Source organism: Gluconobacter cerinus (assembly GCF_025961355.1).
Lineage (GTDB): Bacteria > Pseudomonadota > Alphaproteobacteria > Acetobacterales > Acetobacteraceae > Gluconobacter > Gluconobacter cerinus.
Genome location: NZ_JAOQNM010000001.1, coordinates 822024 through 842568, shown reverse-complemented (window position 1 = coordinate 842568; position 20545 = coordinate 822024). Strand labels below are relative to the sequence as shown.

21 protein-coding genes are annotated in these 20545 nt (G+C 57.7%); 11 read left to right on the top strand and 10 right to left on the bottom strand.

Translation table 11 applies throughout. The features are described 5' to 3' along the window. The first annotated feature begins 125 nt into the window (after positions 1-125). The 3 genes from M2305_RS03920 to M2305_RS03910 all read left to right on the top strand — a co-directional run bounded on the left by M2305_RS03920 (position 126) and on the right by M2305_RS03910 (position 2274). Complete coding sequence (locus M2305_RS03920; protein ID WP_083956250.1) at positions 126-485, top strand: GntR family transcriptional regulator; 360 nt, start codon at positions 126-128, stop codon at positions 483-485. Then, positions 482-1357, top strand: a complete 876-nt coding sequence (locus M2305_RS03915) for an ABC transporter ATP-binding protein (RefSeq protein ID WP_211516036.1) — start codon at positions 482-484, stop codon at positions 1355-1357. Before M2305_RS03920 ends, M2305_RS03915 begins: the two co-directional genes overlap by 4 nt. A gap of 128 nt (positions 1358-1485) precedes the next feature. Further along, positions 1486-2274, top strand: a complete 789-nt coding sequence (locus tag M2305_RS03910) for an ABC transporter permease (protein ID WP_264648620.1) — start codon at positions 1486-1488, stop codon at positions 2272-2274. Positions 2275-2324: 50 nt separating this feature from the next. Here the strand turns inward: M2305_RS03910 and aroE are convergent, their stop codons facing one another. The 4 genes from aroE to M2305_RS03890 form a co-directional block, all read right to left on the bottom strand. After that, positions 2325-3185 carry a shikimate dehydrogenase gene (gene aroE, locus M2305_RS03905; RefSeq protein WP_264648619.1) on the bottom strand — a complete coding sequence of 287 codons (861 nt, stop codon included), beginning with the start codon at positions 3183-3185 and terminating at the stop codon, positions 2325-2327. A gap of 115 nt (positions 3186-3300) precedes the next feature. Beyond that, complete coding sequence (locus tag M2305_RS03900) at positions 3301-4899, bottom strand: ATP-binding protein (RefSeq protein ID WP_099210756.1); 1599 nt, start codon at positions 4897-4899, stop codon at positions 3301-3303. A gap of 2 nt (positions 4900-4901) precedes the next feature. Continuing rightward, complete coding sequence (locus M2305_RS03895) at positions 4902-5627, bottom strand: response regulator (RefSeq protein ID WP_046900890.1); 726 nt, start codon at positions 5625-5627, stop codon at positions 4902-4904. 60 nt (positions 5628-5687) lie between these two features. Further along, positions 5688-6731 carry a cysteine synthase A gene (locus M2305_RS03890; protein ID WP_264648618.1) on the bottom strand — a complete coding sequence of 348 codons (1044 nt, stop codon included), beginning with the start codon at positions 6729-6731 and terminating at the stop codon, positions 5688-5690. Between the two features lie 58 nt (positions 6732-6789). Between M2305_RS03890 and M2305_RS03885 the strand changes: the two genes are divergently transcribed. Then, positions 6790-7182: a rhodanese-like domain-containing protein gene (locus M2305_RS03885; RefSeq protein ID WP_174694771.1), complete on the top strand. Its 393-nt coding sequence runs from the start codon at positions 6790-6792 to the stop codon at positions 7180-7182. Here M2305_RS03885 and M2305_RS03880 read toward each other — a convergent pair. After that, complete coding sequence (locus tag M2305_RS03880) at positions 7158-8078, bottom strand: DUF2272 domain-containing protein (protein ID WP_086634000.1); 921 nt, start codon at positions 8076-8078, stop codon at positions 7158-7160. The two genes, M2305_RS03885 and M2305_RS03880, sit on opposite strands and share 25 nt — an antisense overlap. A 273-nt stretch (positions 8079-8351) precedes the next feature. After that, entirely contained in the window at positions 8352-9449 is a 1098-nt protein-coding gene (mtnA, locus tag M2305_RS03875; RefSeq protein WP_211504343.1) for an S-methyl-5-thioribose-1-phosphate isomerase, read from the bottom strand. 216 nt (positions 9450-9665) lie between these two features. Here mtnA and M2305_RS03870 point away from each other — a divergent pair, with 216 nt between their 5' ends. Further along, positions 9666-9848 (top strand): hypothetical protein, encoded by a 183-nt coding sequence (locus M2305_RS03870; RefSeq protein ID WP_046900004.1) that lies wholly within the window; start codon positions 9666-9668, stop codon positions 9846-9848. A 99-nt stretch (positions 9849-9947) separates the two neighbouring features. After that, entirely contained in the window at positions 9948-11027 is a 1080-nt protein-coding gene (locus M2305_RS03865) for a glycosyltransferase family 4 protein (protein ID WP_264649928.1), read from the top strand. Here M2305_RS03865 and M2305_RS03860 read toward each other — a convergent pair. Then, the gene (locus M2305_RS03860) at positions 11002-12000 is read right to left on the bottom strand and encodes an aldo/keto reductase (RefSeq protein WP_046900003.1); all 999 of its coding nucleotides are present in this window, start codon (positions 11998-12000) and stop codon (positions 11002-11004) included. The genes M2305_RS03865 and M2305_RS03860 overlap by 26 nt on opposite strands. A 59-nt stretch (positions 12001-12059) precedes the next feature. Here M2305_RS03860 and M2305_RS03855 point away from each other — a divergent pair, with 59 nt between their 5' ends. The 3 genes from M2305_RS03855 to M2305_RS03845 are packed head-to-tail and all read left to right on the top strand — an operon-like array spanning position 12060 to position 15403. Then, complete coding sequence (locus M2305_RS03855; RefSeq protein WP_264648617.1) at positions 12060-13358, top strand: O-antigen ligase family protein; 1299 nt, start codon at positions 12060-12062, stop codon at positions 13356-13358. Positions 13359-13379: 21 nt separating this feature from the next. Then, positions 13380-14366 (top strand): CobW family GTP-binding protein, encoded by a 987-nt coding sequence (locus M2305_RS03850; RefSeq protein ID WP_264648616.1) that lies wholly within the window; start codon positions 13380-13382, stop codon positions 14364-14366. Next, on the top strand, positions 14363-15403 hold the full coding sequence (locus M2305_RS03845; protein WP_264648615.1) for a WD40 repeat domain-containing protein: 1041 nt from the start codon (positions 14363-14365) through the stop codon (positions 15401-15403). Before M2305_RS03850 ends, M2305_RS03845 begins: the two co-directional genes overlap by 4 nt. Positions 15404-15456: 53 nt before the next feature. On the opposite strand, the gene M2305_RS03840 is transcribed toward M2305_RS03845, so the two are convergent. Continuing rightward, complete coding sequence (locus M2305_RS03840) at positions 15457-16512, bottom strand: aromatic ring-hydroxylating oxygenase subunit alpha (protein WP_264648614.1); 1056 nt, start codon at positions 16510-16512, stop codon at positions 15457-15459. 176 nt (positions 16513-16688) lie between these two features. Between M2305_RS03840 and M2305_RS03835 the strand changes: the two genes are divergently transcribed. Further along, on the top strand, positions 16689-17219 hold the full coding sequence (locus M2305_RS03835) for a DinB family protein (protein ID WP_264648613.1): 531 nt from the start codon (positions 16689-16691) through the stop codon (positions 17217-17219). Here M2305_RS03835 and M2305_RS03830 read toward each other — a convergent pair. Then, the gene (locus M2305_RS03830) at positions 17204-17485 is read right to left on the bottom strand and encodes a SelT/SelW/SelH family protein (RefSeq protein WP_264648612.1); all 282 of its coding nucleotides are present in this window, start codon (positions 17483-17485) and stop codon (positions 17204-17206) included. The genes M2305_RS03835 and M2305_RS03830 overlap by 16 nt on opposite strands. Before the next feature lie 181 nt (positions 17486-17666). Here M2305_RS03830 and M2305_RS03825 point away from each other — a divergent pair, with 181 nt between their 5' ends. Beyond that, positions 17667-18452, top strand: coding sequence for an acid phosphatase (locus tag M2305_RS03825; protein WP_264648611.1), 786 nt, complete (start codon positions 17667-17669; stop codon positions 18450-18452). A 93-nt stretch (positions 18453-18545) separates the two neighbouring features. On the opposite strand, the gene M2305_RS03820 is transcribed toward M2305_RS03825, so the two are convergent. Next, positions 18546-20501, bottom strand: coding sequence for a Hint domain-containing protein (locus M2305_RS03820; RefSeq protein WP_264648610.1), 1956 nt, complete (start codon positions 20499-20501; stop codon positions 18546-18548). Between the last annotated feature and the right edge of the window lie 44 nt (positions 20502-20545).

Below are 20545 nucleotides of genomic sequence, written 5' to 3'. Positions count from 1 at the left end.
TCGCGGGCAGGCCGGTGCGGAAATCTCCTTGCTTCCGATTTGGTGATATAGTTATGTAAATCACCAAATCGGAAATGAGGCGTACGAAATGGAGTCCCGGGCAGAGAGATTTGAGGAGGTGTGTTGTGGATGGTGCGTGGAATGAGAGCCAGCCGATCTATCAGCAGCTCCGGGACAGGGTGGTCGGCATGATGTTGGACGGCGCTGTCGCTGAGGGCGATGCGATCCCGTCGGTTCGACAGGTTGCAGCCGAATGTCAGGTGAATCCTTTGACCGTGATGAAGGCGTATCAGCAGCTTTCTGATGAAGGGCTGGTCGAGAAGCGTCGTGGTCTTGGACTGTTCGTGGCGCAGGGTGCGCTGGCGCGTCTTGGTGAGAGCGAACGTCAGAAATTCCTGACGGAACAATGGCCGGAAACGCTACGGACAATCCGTCGTCTTGGTCTCAGCCTGAATGATCTTCTCAAAGAGGGAGATGTCGCATGATCTGTATTGAAGCACAGGGTCTGCGAAAAGTGCATCGTGGCGGCAAAGGTGTTCTGGGCATTGACCTCAGTATTCCATCAGGCCGGATTGTTGGACTGATCGGGCCGAATGGCGCAGGCAAGACGACGGCTCTGAATGCCATTCTGGGTCTTGTCCCCTATGAAGGCTCCCTCAGGGTTCTGGGGCGTGATCCCTGGCGTGAGCGCGAAGCGATGATGCAGGATGTCTGCTTTATTGCCGATGTGGCTTTGCTGCCGCGCTGGATGAAGGTCTGGCAGGTTCTGGACTATGTCGAAGGCGTTCATCCACGGTTTGACCGGAGCCGGGCGGAGCACTTTCTCTCCCGGACAGACATTCAGAAGCGTTCCCGCGTGCGGGATCTGTCCAAGGGTATGGTCGCGCAGCTTCATCTGGCGCTGGTCATGGCGATTGATGCCAAGCTGCTGGTGCTTGATGAGCCGACGCTGGGGCTGGACCTGCTGTATCGCCGCGAATTCTACATCACGCTTCTTAACGATTACTTCGACCATGATCGCACCATTCTGGTGACGACCCATCAGGTCGAGGAAATCGAGGATATCCTCACGGATGTGATCCTGATCGGGGATGGTCGCATCACGTTGCAGGACAGCATGGAAAACCTGGCGCAGCGTTTCGTGGAACTGAAACCCAGAGCGGAGACTTCGGACGCTGCCCGACATCTGGGGCCGATCAGTGAAAGGCTCATCATGGGGCAGCCGATCATGCTTTTCGATGGTGTGTCGCACAGTGAACTGGCGGCCCTTGGCGAAACACGCCAGCCGCGACTGGCCGATCTGTTTCTGGTGCTGATGGGGCAGAACCGTGGGAACAGGAAAGGGGCAGGGGCATGAGCAAATATGGAAAAATGACGTGGTCGCTGAAGCAATACGTCTGGTCTGTCAGGCGAGAGCTTTGGGGAAACCGGTTTTTGATACTCGGCCCCTTGGTAATGGTTTGTCTGCCTTTGGTTCTTCTCTGCTTGCAGCTGCACACGAGCCACCTCAAGGTCATGAAAGGGACGGCAGAAAGTGTTCCACCAATCCTGATGTTCAGGATCACGGCGGAAATGCTGTTTGGGATCGCCAATGTCGCAGCCCTGACGGTGGGGTGCATCTATGCGCTCGGTACGTTCTATAATGAACGTAAGGACCTGTCGGTGCTTTTCTGGAAGTCTCTGCCTGTCTCGGACCGATTGAGTGTGGCGGCCAAGGCGAGTGTTGTGCTTGCGATCGGCCCTCTTTTGTCGCTGTTTTTAAGCTGGGTGGCGACGGTCGTTCTTATTGTCGCGACTGCACAGGCATACGGAATTTCTCCGGTGGGTCTGGCAGAACAAGCCAGTATAGGTCATCTGATGATCGATGATGTTGCCTATATCGTGCTGAATACTCTGTGGTGGTTACCGATTTATGCTGTTCTGTTCCTGGTCTCAGCCAGTGTCAGAACGGTGCCTGCGGTGTGGGTTTTAGGGGGACTGGCGGGTCTCTATATTGTGGAAGCCATTGGTCTGCGTACGAACCATATTACGGGCATCATATGGGACCGCTTTTTGCATTTTCCCGGGACCGGTTTCCACGATGCCCAGATGAAGATCATCGCCACCCAGTCTGATGGGTTTGATGTACAGCATACGCCAACAGACAAGATCGTAACCGGACATCTGGACTTTTTAGCCCTGTTTTCGATGCCGTCACTTTGGTGGGGTGTGTTGCTGGCGGCGGTCTGTCTCGTTCTGACAGTCTGGCTGCGTCGCCGGGCAGAGCCTATCTAGGCAAAATATAGAACCCTCCGTCTGTGTTTCAGACGGAGGGGCCTTGGAGTTCAGTCTCCGGATGATTCAAAAATTTCTTCCAGTGTCTGGGCCATAACGTCTCCATCGAGCGTCTTGCCCAGCCAGATCTCAACACCAATCAGCCCTTGGTTGACCAGCATTCCCAAGCCATCAAGGGTTGTGCAGCCTTGCGCGTGGGCTTCCTGAAGGAAGCGTGTTTGCGGTGGGTTGGGAATGACGTCCGCAACAATCTGCCCTTTGGTCAGGCTTTTGATGTCCACAGGAGGAATCGCCTCCGGATCACCAATGCCGATGGATGTGGCATTGATGACGATATTTGTGCCTTCGGGAACGGAAACGTCGCCTTCCCAGGGCTTGGCTTCGGCATCTGCGCTTGAGTTGTCACGCACGAGCGTAGCAATGGTCTCGGCTTTCTTGACGTCACGATTGACGACGGTGAGATGGGCGACGCCGGCCAGTGCCAGTTCAACGGCAATCGCACGGGCAGCTCCACCTGCACCAAGAAGGAGAACGCGTTTCCCGGCTGGATCTGTGATCTCCTTCAAGGACGCCAGAAACCCCTTGCCGTCCGTGTTATGGCCCGTCAGGCGCCCGTCTTTGATGGCGACGCAATTAACTGCCCCGATCAGTTTTGCTGACTCATCCAGAGCATCGAGATGCTCCAGAACTGCGACCTTATGGGGCAGGGAGCAGTTGAACCCGACCCATTCCATGGCTTTGGCACCTTTGACGGCGTCAGCGAGATTGTCTGCCTTGACGTCACAGTTGATGTAACGCGCGTTCAGCCCTTCATGGATGTATGCGGCTTCGATCATGGCGACAGTCGGATTGTCTGCGCAAGGGGTCGAAAATGATCCTGTCAGAATGCTGCGAAAGTTCTGGTCACTCATGCCTTGGCTCTCCTGTGTTGGGGCGTCCCTGACATAGAAAGACATGCTGAACAGATTGGAACCGCCTTTGAGCGGTTCAGGCTATGGATGGCAGAGAAGTGATGAGGAGAGGGGCCTACGCCGCCAGTGTGATGATCGTCCGCAGGCCGCCTTCGCCACGGTTCTGAAGGCGCACGTCGCCGCCCTGTGCCCGCAGGATTGTCCGGGCGATGGAAAGTCCCAGGCCGGTGCCGCCTGTTTCACGGTTGCGGCTGGTTTCGATCCGCACAAAAGGTTCAAAAACCCGTTCAAGCTCGCTCTCGGGAAGGCCGGGGCCATTGTCTTCGATGATGATGCGGGCAGTGCGATCTTTTTCTTTCTTTTTTGTCGGTGGAATGAGCGTGACATGCGCACTTCCACCATACTTCAAAGAATTGAGAATGAGATTGTTCAGCGCGCGCTTCAGTGCCACGGACCGTGCCTGAATGCGGACTGGCTGCATCGGCAACTCATAGACAAGCGCGTCTGCCTGATCCGGATGGCTTTCGGCTGCTTCATCCATGATGGTTTGCAGCAGGGTGCGCAGATCAAGGAAGACAACCTGCTCATTAGATGCGCTGTCACGACCGAAAGCCAGTGTGGCGGCCACCATGGCCTCCATTTCATCAAGATCCGCCAGAATCTTGTTGCGCAGTTCATCATCGTCAATGAACTCGGCGCGCAGCTTCAGTCGTGTGATGGGTGTGCGCAGATCGTGCCCAATGGCCGTGAGCATGAGCGTTCGATCCGAGACGAAACGACGGATCCGCATGGACATCGTATTAAAGGCAATAGCCGCCCGACGGATCTCTGATGGGCCGTTTTCCGGAAGAACCGTTGAGCTGTTCACGTCCCGGCCAAGCGCTTCGGCAGCGGTGGCCAGCGTCGTGACGGGGGCGATCAGGCGACGTGTGGCCCAGAGGATCAAGGCGCCTCCGAAGAGGGACATCATCAGGAACGCAATGATGAATGTCGGCGCTTCGAAAGGGTTGGGCAAGGGCATGACGTAACGGATGACAAGCCAGCACTGACCATCCGGCAACAGCATCGACGTGGAATGTGTACGAAGTTCCTGCCCGGCCCAGACTTCAAGTGGATAAAGGGATGAAGGCAGGAATGATCCGCGCATGAAAGGCGGGATTTCCCGATATCCTTCGCGGCCACCCAGTCCCGGCCCGTACCATCCTTCGGGTCCGCCTTCATGAGGGCGGTCAAAGTTCCGTTCGTCAGGGAAAGGGCCGTGTTCCGGAGCGCCAGATGGATGTTCTTCACCCGGCGGGGCTGCTCCCGGAAGGCCCGGTTCAATCATCCCTCCTGGACCAAACGGAGCCCCGCCCGGACCAAAGCCCGGCGGCGGTGCATGAAATCGCCCCTGAGAGAGCCCCCCGGATGCGAAAAAGGGGAGCGGGATTTTGTGGCTATGGATTTCCTGATCCGGCGTCGGAAGCAGCAGAACTGTTGTGTTCGACGGGATGTGCAGGTCGTCTATGGCGTTCTTCCGGTCTTCCGCCTTTGTTTCCGCAATCGTGCGGTAAATGGAAAAGACCTGGATCTGATAGTCATGCATCTGGCTGCGTTCAGCCAGATCAAGGCGGTCAAGCGCGTGGATCCCCAGTCCCGCAAGTTCAATAACGCCCAGCCCAACAATCAGGAGCAGGCTGGTGCGGGCGACAAGGGAACTAGGAAAAAAGCGCACGGTCAGACGCGTTCGACTTCTGCTGCAAGGACGTAACCACCACCACGCACGGTTTTGATGACCTGTGCATTTCGGCCGTCATCTTCCAGCTTGCGACGCAGGCGGCTGATGGCGACGTCAATGGCGCGGTCGAACGGTCCAGCCTGACGGCCGCGAAGCAGCTCAAGCAGCATGTCTCGGGTCAGGACGCGGTTGGCGCGTTCCAGCAGCGCGATCAAAAGGTCATATTCGCCACCCGTCAGGGAGATTTCTGCTCCATCCGGGTTGAGCAGACGGCGGCGGACCGGGTCGAGGCACCAGCCGGCAAACATAATCTTGCGGGTATCTGTGGCCTGGCGCTTTTCGGAGGCATCCACCGTCCGGCGCAGCACAGCGCGAATGCGGGCGAGGAGTTCGCGGGGATTGAACGGCTTGGCGACGTAATCATCGGCACCAAACTCCAGCCCGATAATCCGGTCGGTTTCATCGCTCATGGCCGTCAGCATAATGATGGGGACATTATCCTGGGTGCGCAGCCAGCGGGCGACCTCAAGGCCGCTTTCGCCCGGAAGCATCAGGTCCAGAACCACAAGCTGGTAATGACCATTGGCCCAGGCTTTTCGGGCTTCACGACCATCGCGCGCAGCCGTGACGCGAAAGTGGTTCCGTTCGAGGAACTTGCTCAGAAGCTCCCGGATTTCACGGTCATCATCGACGACCAGAAGATGGGGAAGGGTTTCTGTACCCATGATGATGTTACCTTCCATCGGCTTGTGGCGCGGTTCAGGTCCGCCGCGCCACTTTCGTGCTTACGCCAGCCAGGACGGAACCGGGAGGTTTTTCGCACGAAGGAACTCAGGGTTGAACAGCTTGGACTGATACCTTGCCCCTCCATCGCACAGGATTGTAACAATCGTATGTCCAGGACCAAGCTTCCTTGCAGTTCGGATAGCTGCTGCAACATTGATGCCTGACGAACCACCCACTGACAGGCCTTCTTCTGCGGTCAGGGCAAAGATCTGCTCCAGCGCTTCCGGGTCTGCAATTCGCTCTGCATCATCAGGTGCGCAGCCCTCAAGGTTGGCTGTGACACGTCCTTGGCCAATGCCTTCCGTGATGGAGCCGCCGCTGATGGTCAGATCGTTGGATTTCACCCAGCCATAGAGTGCGGAACCTTCCGGATCAGCCAGCACGATTTTTGGGGCTGTCTTGCCGGCTGCCGCAGCCTGTTCCCGCAGGCCCATTCCGATGCCTGCCAGAGTGCCGCCGGTGCCGCAGGCGCAGGTGAAGGCATCAATATTTCCGCCCGTCTGGTTCCAGATTTCGACGGCTGTCGTGGTGCGGTGGCCTTCGCGGTTGGCAGTATTGTCGAACTGGTTAGCCCAGAAAGCGCCTGTTTCTTCAGCCAGACGACGCGACACATGAACGTAGTTGCCTGGGTCACGGAAGGGCTTGGCGGGGACCAGTCGCAGGTCTGCGCCGATCATGCGTAGAAAGTCGAGCTTTTCGCGGCTTTGGGTTTCCGGCACGACGATGATCGCCTTGCAGCCCATGGCCTGGGCCACCAGCGTCAGTCCTATGCCAGTATTCCCAGCCGTTCCTTCGACAACGGTTCCGCCGGGCTTGAGAGCGCCAGTGCGGAAAGCATCTTCGATAATGGCAAGTGCTGCACGGTCTTTGACAGACCCGCCGGGGTTCATGAACTCTGCCTTGCCGTAGATGTCACAGCCGGTTTCTTCGGAGGCGCGCTTCAGACGGATGAGCGGCGTTCCGCCAATGGCGGCCGTCATGCTGGAGGAGGTGCTCTGCCACCCTGCCGAAACGGACTGGTGTGGGCTGGTGATGTCAGTCATACGTTCACTCCTGTGCTAACGGAATTATAGACCGCGTTTTGTAGGGATGAGGAAGGCCATGAAGGTACTGACAGCAAAGCAGGCATGGGACGTGCTTGCAAATGAAGCCGACAGCATCCTCGTCGATGTACGGACACCTGTGGAATGGGCGGAGATTGGCCTGCCCGATTCTTCCGCCCTGCCGAGGCCCGTTGTGTGTCTGACGTGGCAGCCGGGTCTGGAACAGATGTTTCTGGAAGGACTGCTGAATGCCGTGCCTGATCAGAACAGCCGCGTCCTGTTTCTGTGCCGGTCGGGGATGCGCTCCCATAATGCAGCGCTTCTGGCTGAACATGCCGGATATGCGGATGTAAGCAATATTGTCGATGGCTTCGAAGACAAGCATGGCCCCGGCACGGGCTGGCGCGCCGGGGGACTGCCATTCGTTCACATGCCGCTGTCAGGTTCCTGATCGGCGTCATAACGGACTTCAAGGACGACGCACCACGGATAGCGGCTGTCGTAGCTGTGGCCTGAACCATCAGCGATCCGGCCGTTCGCATCTGTGGGGACATGTGTCAGGGACACGGCGTCGTCCACATTGCCGCCAACGATGCTCAGCTCATGACCGAAAGGCTGGTCATTCTGATTGACGGCCGCGACGATGCCGCAATGGGCCGGGAAACCGTAAGACGTAGGCAGCATCGAGAATGTCACGGTCTTGCTACGGCCACGGCCTACGCAGATCAGATCGCCGATCTTCGGAGTGTAGCTTCCCGGATCATGCGCGCTGACACCGCTGGACTGCCCACTGGCGGCCGCATTGATATAGGTCGCGTGGTTAGGCGAATACGGGAAGCGGTCATTCGCGCCGGCGACACGCATGACGTAAGAAATGAATGCTGCCGACCAGGCGTAGCGCCCGTCATGCACGGCTTCGAAACGTGTGCCGTTCGCATCGGTTTTGCCCGTCCAGCCAGCTTCCGTTTCATACGGGTCCTGGCCAATCCACCAGTATTCACCAATGCGCTGCCACAATCCCGGAATGCGTTCCGGCTTCAGGGCAGGATCGGTGGGTTCCGGTCGGTCTTCCGGGTCATCATCTGATACGGGGGCACCGAACATCCGCCATTCACGCAGGGCAATCGCTGCGACGTCCTGACGGTTGAACGGCTCGAAATTACGGGTCGCAAAGTCCGGAACGTGGCTGTTGTAGCCCACCGGACCTGTTGTGCCGTTCGCATACTGTGCGTTGGGAGTCTGGGCCGGATACGGACGGACACTGTTCTGACTGGCGCAGCCGGTCAGTGCGAACAGGGCGGCCGTAGCAGCTGTTCGCCAGAAAATATGCGAGTCTGACACAATCATCCTCATGCTGGCTCGATGAACCTGCATCTTGAACGGCAAGTGCGATGGGGCGTCAAGAGTTGGGGCAGAGCATGGCGTGACTGCTCGCTACCGATGCCGTTATTTTGCGGAGAGTTTTAGCCGGGCAGACTGATCAGGCGCACCCTAATGAGGAAACTCTGACAGAGTGCAAACCCGGGTGCATCGACAGAAGCGTACACCCTCATGTTGAAGGCAAGTCAGGCCCCTGTTTCTGGCAGGGGCCTATCCTCACAGGACTGTCAGGAGGCGGGTTTACTGCCCGTCAGGGAACAGCCCCTTCAGCCCTTCTTCCGAAGCATCACAGCGGCCGCGTTCCGTAATCAAGCCTGTAACCAGACGGGCAGGTGTGACGTCAAAAGCCGGGTTGGCCGCCGGGCTGTTATCGGGTGCAATGCGGACGCGGCCCGGAGCACCGTTATCCGTCAGACCTGTCATGAACAGGACTTCGTTCTGGCTACGCTCCTCGATCGGGATTTCCTTCACGCCGTCCCGAACACGCCAGTCGATCGTGGAAGACGGGAGTGCCACCCAGAACGGGACGTTGTTGTCTTTGGCTGCGAGCGCCTTGAGGTAGGTGCCAATCTTGTTGGCCACATCGCCCTGCGCCGTTACGCGGTCCGTGCCGACGATGACCATGTCCACATCGCCAGCCTGCATGTAATGGCCGCCAGCATTGTCCGCGATGACGGTATGCGCGACACCATGGCTGCCGAGTTCCCAGGCCGTGAGTAGGCTGCCCTGATTGCGGGGGCGTGTCTCATCCACCCAGACATGCACCGGGATGCCTTCGTCGTGCGCCATGTATATGGGGGCCAGTGCTGTTCCCCAGTCTACCGTGGCAATCCAGCCGGCATTGCAGTGCGTGAGAAGATTGACGCGGCCTGTCTTACCTTTGCGCTCCCAGATTTCGCGGATCAGTTCCAGTCCATGGCGGCCAATGGCTTCATTGACCTGAACGTCTTCATCACAGATTGCATCCGCTTCCACATATCCGGCTTCAACGCGCTCTGCTGGCGTGAGCGCGCGCAGACGCGTCACCATGCGTTCAATGGCCCAGCGCAGGTTGATGGCGGTCGGGCGTGTCTCAATCAGATCAGCGGCCGCTTTTTCCAGCGCAGCATCGGATGCGTCGTTCTGAAGGGCAAAAACCAGACCATAGGCCGCGACAGCACCAATCAGCGGAGCACCCCGAACCTGCATGCTGCGGATTGCATGCGCGACAGCGCCGACGTCGCGGAGTTCAAGCACCTCCACTTCCCATGGAAAGCGGGTCTGATCGAAAATGCGGATGCTTTTGGCGTCGTCAGACGGGCGCCAGATGCTGCGATAGGCAATGCCATTGATCTTCATTGGATGCTCCTGGGAGACGCTCCGGCATTCAGGGCGCGGAACAGAAAAGACGTCTTATAGCGCATGTGCGCGATACACTCCGCGAACTCAAGAGTGGAAACCCCCGGGCCGTATTGCGCGTTGGGCGGATATTGCCTTGCGAGTGTTCAGAAACCGGTAGTATGAATTGTATTACGTTTCGTGTCTGGATTCTCTTTCTAGCTGTAGGGAAAGATAATGGCCTCTCTCGTGAACCCCGGAAATACAGCCGTGCGCTCGTCTGACGCTCAGCCACGTCTTTCCACGAAAAACAGGTCTGCCAACATGACGGCGCTGGAAAAATACCGTCTGTTGCGGGAGAATCGTAAGGTGGTGCGCCGCCAGAAGCTTGAACAGGAAAAGCGCCAGATTTCTTCCTGAGCAGGCCTCTTTCACTCTTCTGCCTCAGGCTGTTAAGCCTCATCCTCGCTCGGCCCCTTGTTTGCCGGGCCGGATCTGGAAAAGGGCTGAGCAGTGTCTCTGCGTGTACTGACGGTTCTGCCGCCGCGTGAACTTTATGCTGAGGGCCACGCTGGCGCGATTTCCCTGCTCGTCAGCCGCGTGGCCTTTTGTGATGATCGGGTTATCGGCAGAGCTGTCTCCGGCGTGCCACTGCCGGGCGGTAAATTTGTTCCTCTGAAGCGTGGCATATGGCCACTCCCTCAACACCTGAGCTATGCGCTGTCCTGCGTTCGCGCAGCCCGACACTTCCGGCCTGATCTGATCGAGGTTCATAACAGGCCCGATCTGGCTATGGCGCTGTCCCGTGTCGCTCCCGTCCGGTTGATTCTGCACAATGATCCGCGCTCCATGAGGGGCGCCAAAACTGCGAAAGAAAGATCCCGGCTCGCCGCAAGGGTGCTGGTGTGCGCTGTGTCCCGATGGGTTGCGACGTGTTTTGCAGAAGGCAGCGATATACCGCCACGCGTCGAAATTCAGCCGAACTGTGTGGATCTGTCCGTATTGCCAGTTGAGCGCCCGCGGAAAAAACAAGTTCTGTTCGCGGGAAGGGTGGTCGCAGACAAGGGGGTAGATGCTTTTGTCTCAGCCTGGGCAAGTCTTCGGCATCAGTATCCGGACTGGACAGCAGTCATTATGGGCGCTGACAGATTTGGCCCGGATTCACCGGAAACCCCGTTTTTGACTCAGTTGCGCCCTCAGGCGGCACAGGCTGATGTTCTGATGACGGGCTATCGGTCCCATCCGGATGTTCTGGAAGCCATGACGGAAGCGGCTGTTGTTGTTGTGCCAAGCCGCTGGCCGGAGCCATTTGGCATGACGGCGCTGGAAGCCATGGCGTGCGGGGCAGCTGTGATCGTCTCGCCATTTGGCGCGCTGCCGGATGTAGTCGGGGACGCGGCCCTGCTAGCGACCCCGGATGCTTCCGGAGCGCTAGAGGCGGCGCTAGGTCAACTGATGGATAACCCGGCACTCAGAGCGGAGCTGGGCCATAAGGGCCGCGAGCGGGCTACTCTGTTCAGTCTGGAGGCTGCCCGCGCGCGTCTTGTCGCGTTGCGTCAGGCAGCCATTGCTTTCAGTCGCGGTTCGGCGGCCCCATGAAGGTCGGGTCAATCGCGTCCGGGACGTGACGTGCCAGGATTTCGTCCACGGCCTTCTTCTCCTCGTCGGTCAGAGACCAGCCGAAAACATCCTTCACGCCGGAGACCTGTTCAGGCTTGCGTGCGCCCCAAAGTGCGATGACTGGCCCCTGATCCAGAACCCAGCGTACGGCGAAGGCGAGAACGGACTTGTCGCGCTTGGCGGCTAGCTCCTTGAAGTCTTCGACCGCGGCGAGATAGCTCTCGAACTTTGGCTTCTGGAACTTCGGATCACCTGAACGCAGGTCATCTTTTGGGAAGCTCGTGTCCTTGTTCATCTTGCCGGAGAGCAGTCCGCGACAAAGCGCGCCGTAAGCGAGCACCACGGCGTTATTCTTCTTGGCGTATGGGAGAATATCTTTTTCGCAGGTGCGTTCGAACAGGTTCAGCGGGGGCTGAATTGTTGCGAGTGGGGCAACTTCGCGAAAGATATCCATCTGCTCCGGCGAGAAATTGCTAACGCCGAGCGCCCGGATCTTACCTTCCTGATGAAGTTTCTGCAGTTCGCGTGCGCTTTCATCGATGGGAGTCTTGTCATCGGGCCAATGGATCTGTTCGAGATCAATTGTCTCGACCCGCAGGCGGCGCAGGGAGTCTTCCACTTCCTTGCGAATGCGGGCAGGGCGGGAATCACGGAAAACCTTGCGGTCTTCGGGTTTGTCATCCGTCCAGTTCAGGCCCAGCTTTGTCGCGACGAAAGCCTTGTTTGGCTTTTCGGCCAGTGCCCGGCCAACAACTTCTTCTGAGTGCCCGAAGCCATAGACGGGTGCTGTGTCGATGAAATTGATGCCGTCATCGAGAGCTGCATGGATGGTGCGAACGCCGTTTTCATCGTCCGGGCCGCCCCACATCCAGCCGCCAATGGCCCAGGTGCCAAGAGCTACGCGGGAAACCGGAGTGTCGATGCCGGGAATGAGAATGGTGTCTGAGGACATGCCTGTCTCCATAAGAAAGGGACTGTTTCAAAAAAGCGCATTCGGATGGAGGTGGTTGCATGGAAAGTCGAAACCCGCCATCCACAATGTCCATGCGCCTGTCTTCTTTTTCCCTGACCCGCCTCGGCCAGTGGCTTGCTGTTCTGCTGCCGCTGACACTCACGCATCTCAGAGGGCTGGCGGAAGCAGACCTCGATATTCTTGCCGTTCTGCTGTTGGTGCAGTCTGCACGAACGCGGCAATGGGACTGGGCAAGAGAGCCCTGGGTCATCGCGACCTTCTGTTGGTGGGGCTGGCAGGTTTTGTGCACAGTCTGGGTCTCGCCCGGGCATGGGGCACTGGGCCAGTCTCTGGCGGCCATCCGCTTTCCGCTGGCTGCTGCAGCGCTGGGCTGCTGGCTGTTGCGCGATGACGTCTGGCGCAGAAGAGCGCTCTGGATCACGTGTGGATGCGGGCTCTACATTGCATTCCAGATTATGGTTCAGGCGGCGTTCGGGCGAAATCTGTTCGGCGTGCCGCGCTTCCATGATGGCACTCTCACAGGCCCTTACACGCACCCCCGTGCCGCTGCCCCGCTGTCACGTCTTATTTTGCCGATGCTGATGCTTGGTTGTACGTTGATCGAGGGGTGGAAAAGTCGTTGGTCCCGCACTCTGGGGCTCTGTGCTGCGACGGTTCTTGCTGTGGCCGTCATGGTCCTCGCGGGGCAGAGAATGCCATTCGCGCTGTCGCTGTTCGGAATTGGCATCTGCGCGCTTCTGTATCGGCCGATGCGCCCGGCAGCGCTTGTTGCTGCGGCGATGATGCCGCTTCTGATCTTTGCCGCAAGTGCGCTGTCGCCCGGTAGCTTCTCACATCTCGTTGTGCTTGCCCGGCAGCAGTTGACGCATTTCAGCCAGTCTCCTTACGGCGAGATTTACACGCATGCTGTGGTGATGGCGCAGGAACATCCTTTGCTGGGGCAGGGCTATGACGCCTATCGCCATCACTGTGATGACCCGGCGACGTTCCACGGTCTGTCGTGGCTTTCCATGGCAACGCCAGAAAAAGGCTGGCGCGATCTTTGTGTTCAGCATCCGCACAATCATTATCTTCAGGCTCTGGTGAATGCCGGCATTCCGGGCCTGATCCTGTTTGTGCTGATGGTGGCCTGCTGGCTCAAGGCGCTCTGGCCGGGACGGCAGGGTTCAGCCATTGCGATCGGTCTTTTTGCTGCGGTCTTCATTCAGGAATGGCCCATCGCGTCCTCTTCGGATTTCATGAATCTGCCGTTGGGTGGATGGGGATTTCTGATGCTCGGTCTGGGGTTGGCCTATCGCAACGGCTTTCAAGACACGGCGCGCGGGCCTATATCGTAAGCAGATTACGGAGGCACCCCCATGTCCAGCACCAGTGATCCGGCACGCGCCGGAACCGTTCCCGTTACTGTTCTGACCGGCTTTCTTGGCGCCGGTAAAACCACCCTGCTTAACCATATCCTGACTGCTGAGCACGGCCGCAAATATGCCGTGGTCGTCAATGAGTTTGGTGAGCTTGGCGTGGACAATGACCTCGTGGTGGATGCCGACGAGGAAGTGTTCGAAATGAACAACGGCTGCATCTGCTGCACCGTGCGTGGAGATCTGATCCGCATTCTCGGTGGGCTGCTGCGTCGTCGTGGTCGTTTTGACGGGATCATCGTTGAGACAACAGGCCTTGCCGATCCGGCGCCTGTTGCACAGACGTTTTTTGTGGATGAGAACATCCGCCAGAAGGCCCGGCTTGATGCTGTCGTGACAGTTGTTGATGCCTTCAACATCATGCAGACGCTGGAAGAAAGCCCGGAGGCCGTCAGTCAGCTCGCATTTGCGGATGTGATCGTTCTGAACAAGACCGACCTTGCCGATGAAGAGCGCCGCAAGGAAATCGTTACCCGCATTCGCCAGATCAATGCCGTGGCTGAAATTCACGAAGCCCAGCATGGCGGCGTGAAGCTGACGGACATTCTGGACCGTGGTGGCTTTGACCTTCAGCGCGCCCTGTCCACGATGCCGGATTTTCTGGAAAACGATCATCACTCCCATGAAGAGGGCATCGTCAGCATTTCCCTCTCTGTGAAGGAGCTGATTGACCAGCGGCGTTTTCAGGCCTGGATTGGCGCGCTCCTGCAGGAACAGGGTGGCGATATCCTGCGCTCCAAAGGCATTCTGCACTTCAAGGGTGAAGATCAGCGCTTTGCGTTTCAGGCCGTGCATATGATGGCAGATGGTGATTTCATCGGCCCCTACCGTGAGGGAGAAAGCCGGGACTCCCGTCTGGTTTTCATCGGCCGTAATCTGAACCGTCCGCAGCTTCGTCGCGGCTTTGAAAGCTGCATCGCGGAATGACACGGGAAATCATTGAAGATCGCGGCGCAGAACGCCGCTTCGAAAGCCCGATCATCGGCGTTGCGTCGTCACGTGATGGCAAGACTTTGGCCGCTGCCACGGCGGATGGTGAGATCATTCTCATTCCGCGCGACAAGATGAATACGCTTGGCGCCTGGACGGTTCTCTCGGTTCACGAGGGAGCGTTGTGCCTGTCACAGGACAGCCTGCCGGATGCATTTCTGACGGGCGGTGAGGACGGAAAACTTGTCCGCACTTATGCCGATGGCCGGACGGAGGTTCTGAGCGAAGAACGCCGGTGGGTGGACTGTATTGCGTCATCCACCACACATTTCGCGTTTTCGGCTGGTCGGGAGCTTGAAGTCCGGGCGGCTGAAGGCACGACAACGCTCAAGAAGCTGGATCATCCGTCATCTGTGACGGGCATTGTTTTTGATGCCAAGGGCAAGCGCGTTGCGGCCTCGCATTACAACGGTGCGTCTGTCTGGTTCGTGCAGGCCAAGGTCGATACGGTGCGCCCGTTCGAATGGAAAGGCAGCCATATTGGCATTGCCATTCATCCGGGTGGGGAAGCTCTCGTGACGTCCATGCAGGAAAATGACTTGCATGGCTGGCGTCTGGCCGATGGGCACAACATGCGCATGAGCGGCTATCCAAAGCAGGTGCGGTCCATGGCGTTTACGCGCAATGGCCGTTGGCTGGCGACGGCCGGGGCGGATGCCATTGTGCTGTGGCCGTTCTTCGGTGGCGGCCCAATGGGCAAGGCTCCATCCGAGCTGGCCCGTCTTCCGGGGCTGTTTGTCAGCGCTGTGTGCCCGAACCCGAAGGAAGACATCATTGCGGCCGGCTACGAAGACGGCACTGTTCTTCTGGCTGAGATCGGGGGCGGGGACCAGCGTGTGCTGCCTCTCTGCTCAGGCCAGAAAGCTGCACGTGGCAAGGTGACGTCCGTGTCCTTTACTCCGCAGGGCGGGGCTATCATTTTCGGAACGGAAGATGGAACAGTTGGTGTTGTGGACTTGTCCGCTGCAAGCTGAGCATCGGTTCAGACCGTTATGAAAAGGAGGCCTTTAGGCCTCCTTTTTTGCGTTCAGGCCGTGAAAAAGTGGCTCAGCCCTATCCCACGCAAGCCCCGGCGATAGGCGATGGAACTGCGATCTGCCATCACATGCGCCTCAAGGTTGGGGTCAAGCGGCAGGTTTTCCGGCTTCTGCGCCTCAACAATCTGACGGTCTTCTTCAAAGACGCGGCGATTGAATTCGTAAACATCTTCAACGGAGCCAGTCGTATCGAAATTCCGGCAGATTGGCGCGAACATGCGTGTCACACGAGCCGAAACCGGTGAGGCTGCATTCATGATGACGAGCCTGCCATCGTTCGGGAAGTGGATTTCCAGCGTTGCCGTGAAGGGCAGGAAAACCCGGAAATGCCGGAGCCATTCGAAGTCCGCAAACTCTTCAACGCCCAGAAGCCCGTGCGGAAAGTTGGAGACGTTGCTGCGATATTCAGCCTCGAAACCCGTTTCCGTCAGCTTGGGTGAATAGGATGGGACGATCGGGTTCTCAGGGTCTGCAAAGGTCTCGGTGTGGACGAAGGCAAAATGCGCCACGTCAATGAAGCCTTCGACCTGACGTCCTGCGAAGCCCTTGATGTCGATGGACGGGCAAGTGATCTGCTGGAAGGCTGGATCGTCCCAATGCGGCATCGGTGGGAGATTGATTTCTCCTTCAGGGCGCAGGCACGTCCAGATGAGGCCGAACCGCTCTACAACAGGGTAGGTCTTCAGGTGGAGCTTCGGCGGGATCTTGCTGTCCGGATGGGCAGGCACACGCACGCAACGGCCATCCTGGCCAAACCGGAAACCATGATAGGCACAGGCAATCGTCTCGCCGTTTCCATTGCCCATGCTTAGCGGCACACCGCGATGAGGGCACAGATCATCGGCAACGACGATATCATCTCCAGAGCGGTAAATGACGAGAGGTGCATCCAACAGCACCGCCCCAAGCGGGCGCTCCCCGAGTTCACGGGACAGGGCGACCGGGTACCAGGACTTGGCAAGGGTCTGCCAGTCTGCGGGTTCGAACGTGCAGTTCCGTGGCAGGTCAACGGATGCAGGAGAGAGGCTGGCGCAGGCTGCGGTCATGGAAGGGTCCCCGCGGGCTGAAGAAGGATCTCGCAAATCATTTCATGGATAGAGTGTTCTCGGATATAGCATAAATATGCTTATAGCGTTCTAATAATGAGGCACTACTGGCTGACTGAATTGTCTCGATTGGCTAAATACGGCACATATGGAACGATATCGGAATGAGGTGCCTTATGCCCAGACCATCTTCTTCGCCTCATTTGCAGACGCTCATCATGTTCCTGGAATATCGCTTCTGGGCTGACAGGCTGACATACGAAGCTCTGTTCAAGTTACCGCAGTTGGAGATTGTGAAACCGCGGCAGACAACGTTCAGCACCCTTTTGGGCACGTTGAACCATGTCTATGTCGTCGACGACATTTTCCGCCATCATCTTCAGGGTCAGGATCATGGGTATCGGTCACGTCAGACCGATGAGGTGCCCGATCTCGAAGCGCTCTGGCAGGCCACGCAATCCATGCATCAGTGGTATCTGAATGCCGTCAGACAATGGAGCGCGGATGATTTGAGCTGCCCGATTTCATTCACATATGTTGATGGCCAGCCTGGGGTGATGACCCGTGAACAGATTATTCTTCATGTCGTTAATCACGCCACTTACCACCGGGGATTTGTAGGCGACATGCTCAAGCAGATCCCGGAGAACTGGCCCTCCAATGATCTGACAGTCTTTCTCCGAGATGAGTATCAGCGGTCTGTGTGACCAAGGTCCTGTTCAGGTGCGATGATATCCCTGACACGCTGTTTGAGCTCTTTCGGGCTAGGAAATCCCCCATCGCGCTTGCGTTCCCAGACGAGCACGTCATCCACATGAATTTCAAAGCGCCCGCCGGTATCAGGGATCAGGGCAACTTCCCCGAGAGCTTGCCCGAACGTGGAGAGCAGTTCCTGCGCCATCCATCCAGACCGCAGAAGCCAGTTGCATTGCGTGCAATATCGGATTGAGACGCGCGGTGCTGTGGAGGACATGTCTTTTCTCCTGGGGTGAGGCGTTGATGAGCATCATTGCACAGCACGGCAACTCTGCCATCTGTCAGATGTGTCTCTAGGCACGACTTGCAACGGTCATAAAGAAACACTTTCCCCCGACAGGAAGAGAACATTATGAAAGTGGATCGTCTTTATTCCCTTTCGTGAGACCCTGCGCCGCATGATGTCGTCTGTCCGCCTGCCTGTTGCACTTCTGATGTGCGCCACTCTCCTTTCTGCCTGTGAAACACCCTCTCGGCAGCCATTGCCGGAGTCCGCAGTGCCGGATGCCCGTCTGGTTCTGCCGCAGCCACCAGCCTCGGGCAGTGCCGCGCAGGCGGATGATGACCGTATTTTCCGTGAGACACGCGCCTTGAAAGATACGCCACGCTGGGCGTTGGCGCAGAAAGATGCAGATCTGGAAGTGCCGCATCTTGTGCGCGATTTCTCCTGCTCCGTCGGCTATACGCTGGATCTGGCCAAGGCGCCCCATTTGGCGATTGTGCTGAAGCGCATGGAAAATCCCATCATTCACCGGACGTCAGAAGCTAAACATTACTGGCATCGGACACGGCCGTTCGTTGGAACGAACCTGCCAATCTGCACCTCTCCCGAGGGATTGGGTCTGCATTCCTCATATCCATCAGGCCATACGACGGCGGGATATGGCATGGCTCTTCTGCTTGCTCATCTGATGCCTAAACATGCCACCATGCTTCTGCAGCGCGGGCGTGTTTTTGGTGAGAGCCGGATTGTCTGTGGGGCGCACTGGAAATCGGACGTGCAGGCTGGCTTCCTGAATGCATCGTCTGAAATGGATGCGCTTCTTGCGGCTCCGGAATTGCAGGATGATCTTGCCGCCGCTCAGGAAGAACTGCGCGCCATGAAGGCTACGGCCCCTGCACCAGATGCTGCTGACTGTGCTGCAGAAGCAGACGCTGCCGCACATTCTATTTTGTCTGAATGATATAAATCCGGCCAAGAGCAGAAAGCTCCACGGCCGGATTGTTTTTGAGTCTTCGTCACACGGCCACCTTGGTTAGGGTGGCCGTTTTCAGTTTTATGCCTGAAGAGCGGAGACTTCGGTGTTCGGTTGGTCGATGTATGGTCCGCCAGCAACGATCTCTACGGCAAGAAGAGACATGCCGTGTTCTACAGCACTGGAGCCAAGATCGAGTTGGGCATCGCCGAGTGTCCAGCGAATGGCAGAGTTCTCTTTGTCAGCCCAGCCTGAGAGATCAGTCTCTTCCAGATGAGACGTGATCGTATGTGTATTCTCAGGAGTATACAGGGTGATGTTCCCAACCAGCACGCCCAGGTCACGACGATCATCCACAAACGGGCCAATAGCGTCGGATGGTTTGGCTGCTCTTGAGACAAGGCGCACGCTGCGGACGTTTGATGGCAGCGTGAAGATCGCACGACCATTGCTCTCACGGGACTGACGGATCACTTTGCCGGCTGGTGTCATCAAATGCAGGTCCGGGTCTGTCACCACTGCTCTGGCGTCACGGACGTCATCAAAGCCAAGGTTTATCGCGCGCTCGGCAAGAGCGTGATGAACAGGCTCAACCTTGTTGCGGCTGACAGTCAGCGGTGCAGCAGCATCAGCTTCCCATGTGCGTACCGGGCTACTCAGGCTGACGACAGCGCCATCCTGTGTGAAGCCGTCCCGGTTGCCTGTGTTGAGATAGCTCTCGGTCAGCATCCCGTCAGACGTAAGGACAGAATGCACATCCGTCTCGATATGGAAGTAATCGTAGGATGTGATCGTCGTGTCGTAAATAATGCTGCGGCCATTCACGAGCATACGGGCCGGGATCAGGCCGCCATCAATGAACAGGCTATGCTCTGGTGTCACCAGAAGGTCTTTGGATGGAACGCCATCTGCAATCGCATTCTTGCAAATGCGAACCGGATAACCCGCGACATCCGGGGCCAGCCCTTGACGGACAATGGCATGCTTCCGACCAACCCAGACGACCGGGCGAACCTGCTCTCCCTCGGGCGTCCAGGCGAGAACTTCAGCGCCGATTTGGATGTCCTGAACGGGCATGTCACCGGTCGCGGTGCGGATCATCGTATCCGCGAGGAAGCAGACTTCTGCTCCCTTATCCAGCGAGATGATTGTCTTGCCATTTCCGTCTGGGGAGAAATGGGCGTGATACTGGGAGTAATCGCCTACGAGCTTGATGGTGTAGGATGCCTTGCCCTGTGTCACGGTCAGGACGTTACCGACGATCTTTGCGGCCGTATTGCCCTTATAATCCAGGGTGCCGATGTCGATCTGGCCACCGGGGACAAGCATCGTATCGGTGATGCTTCCGCCTTGAATGACAAGAGATCCGCCAGACGAAATTGTCGTCCCGCTTGCGATGCCTTTACTTCCGACAACGATGTTGCCACCAGCATTGACGATCGTGTTGACGGCGCGGCCACCACTCGAAACATTCAGTCTCGCGGCAGCGCCCGAAACAGTCGCACCTGAGGCAACGGCATTCTGGCTGATATTCTCAACGCCACCCGCCTGAATACGGTCACGAACTGTCGTGCCGCCAGTCGCAGCCACTGTGCCGCCAGAGGTCACGGTGTTGGCCGTTGCCGTTCCCGATGTCAGAGTCTGCTTGCCGCCGCTCTGGATGGAGGCATTGAAGCTCGAACCGCCAAAGATGAACTGATTGCCGTTGCTTGCAACCGTGTCACTGGCAACACCACCCGTGTTGACGGTCTGGCCTGCACCTTTGGTGGCGATTGTGCCTGTGGCCGTTCCGCCGGAGTAAATGACTTCCTCAGTGTCTGGAACTGTCAGAATGGAGCTGATGGTTCTGCCACCAGAGTAAACCTCCACATGGCCGCCTGCTGTGACTGTTGTCTTGATGGCGGTGCCACCAGAATTCACAATGAGGTAGTCATTCTTTCCTGAAATATAGAGTCCGCTGACGGTCGTATTGTGCTGACGACGGTTCAGTCCATCATGGCAAGGATCAGGATATCTGGAAGGATTTCTGTGATTCACTAGGATGTCTTTTCTTGGGGAAAGACGCATGTGCGCCCATAATG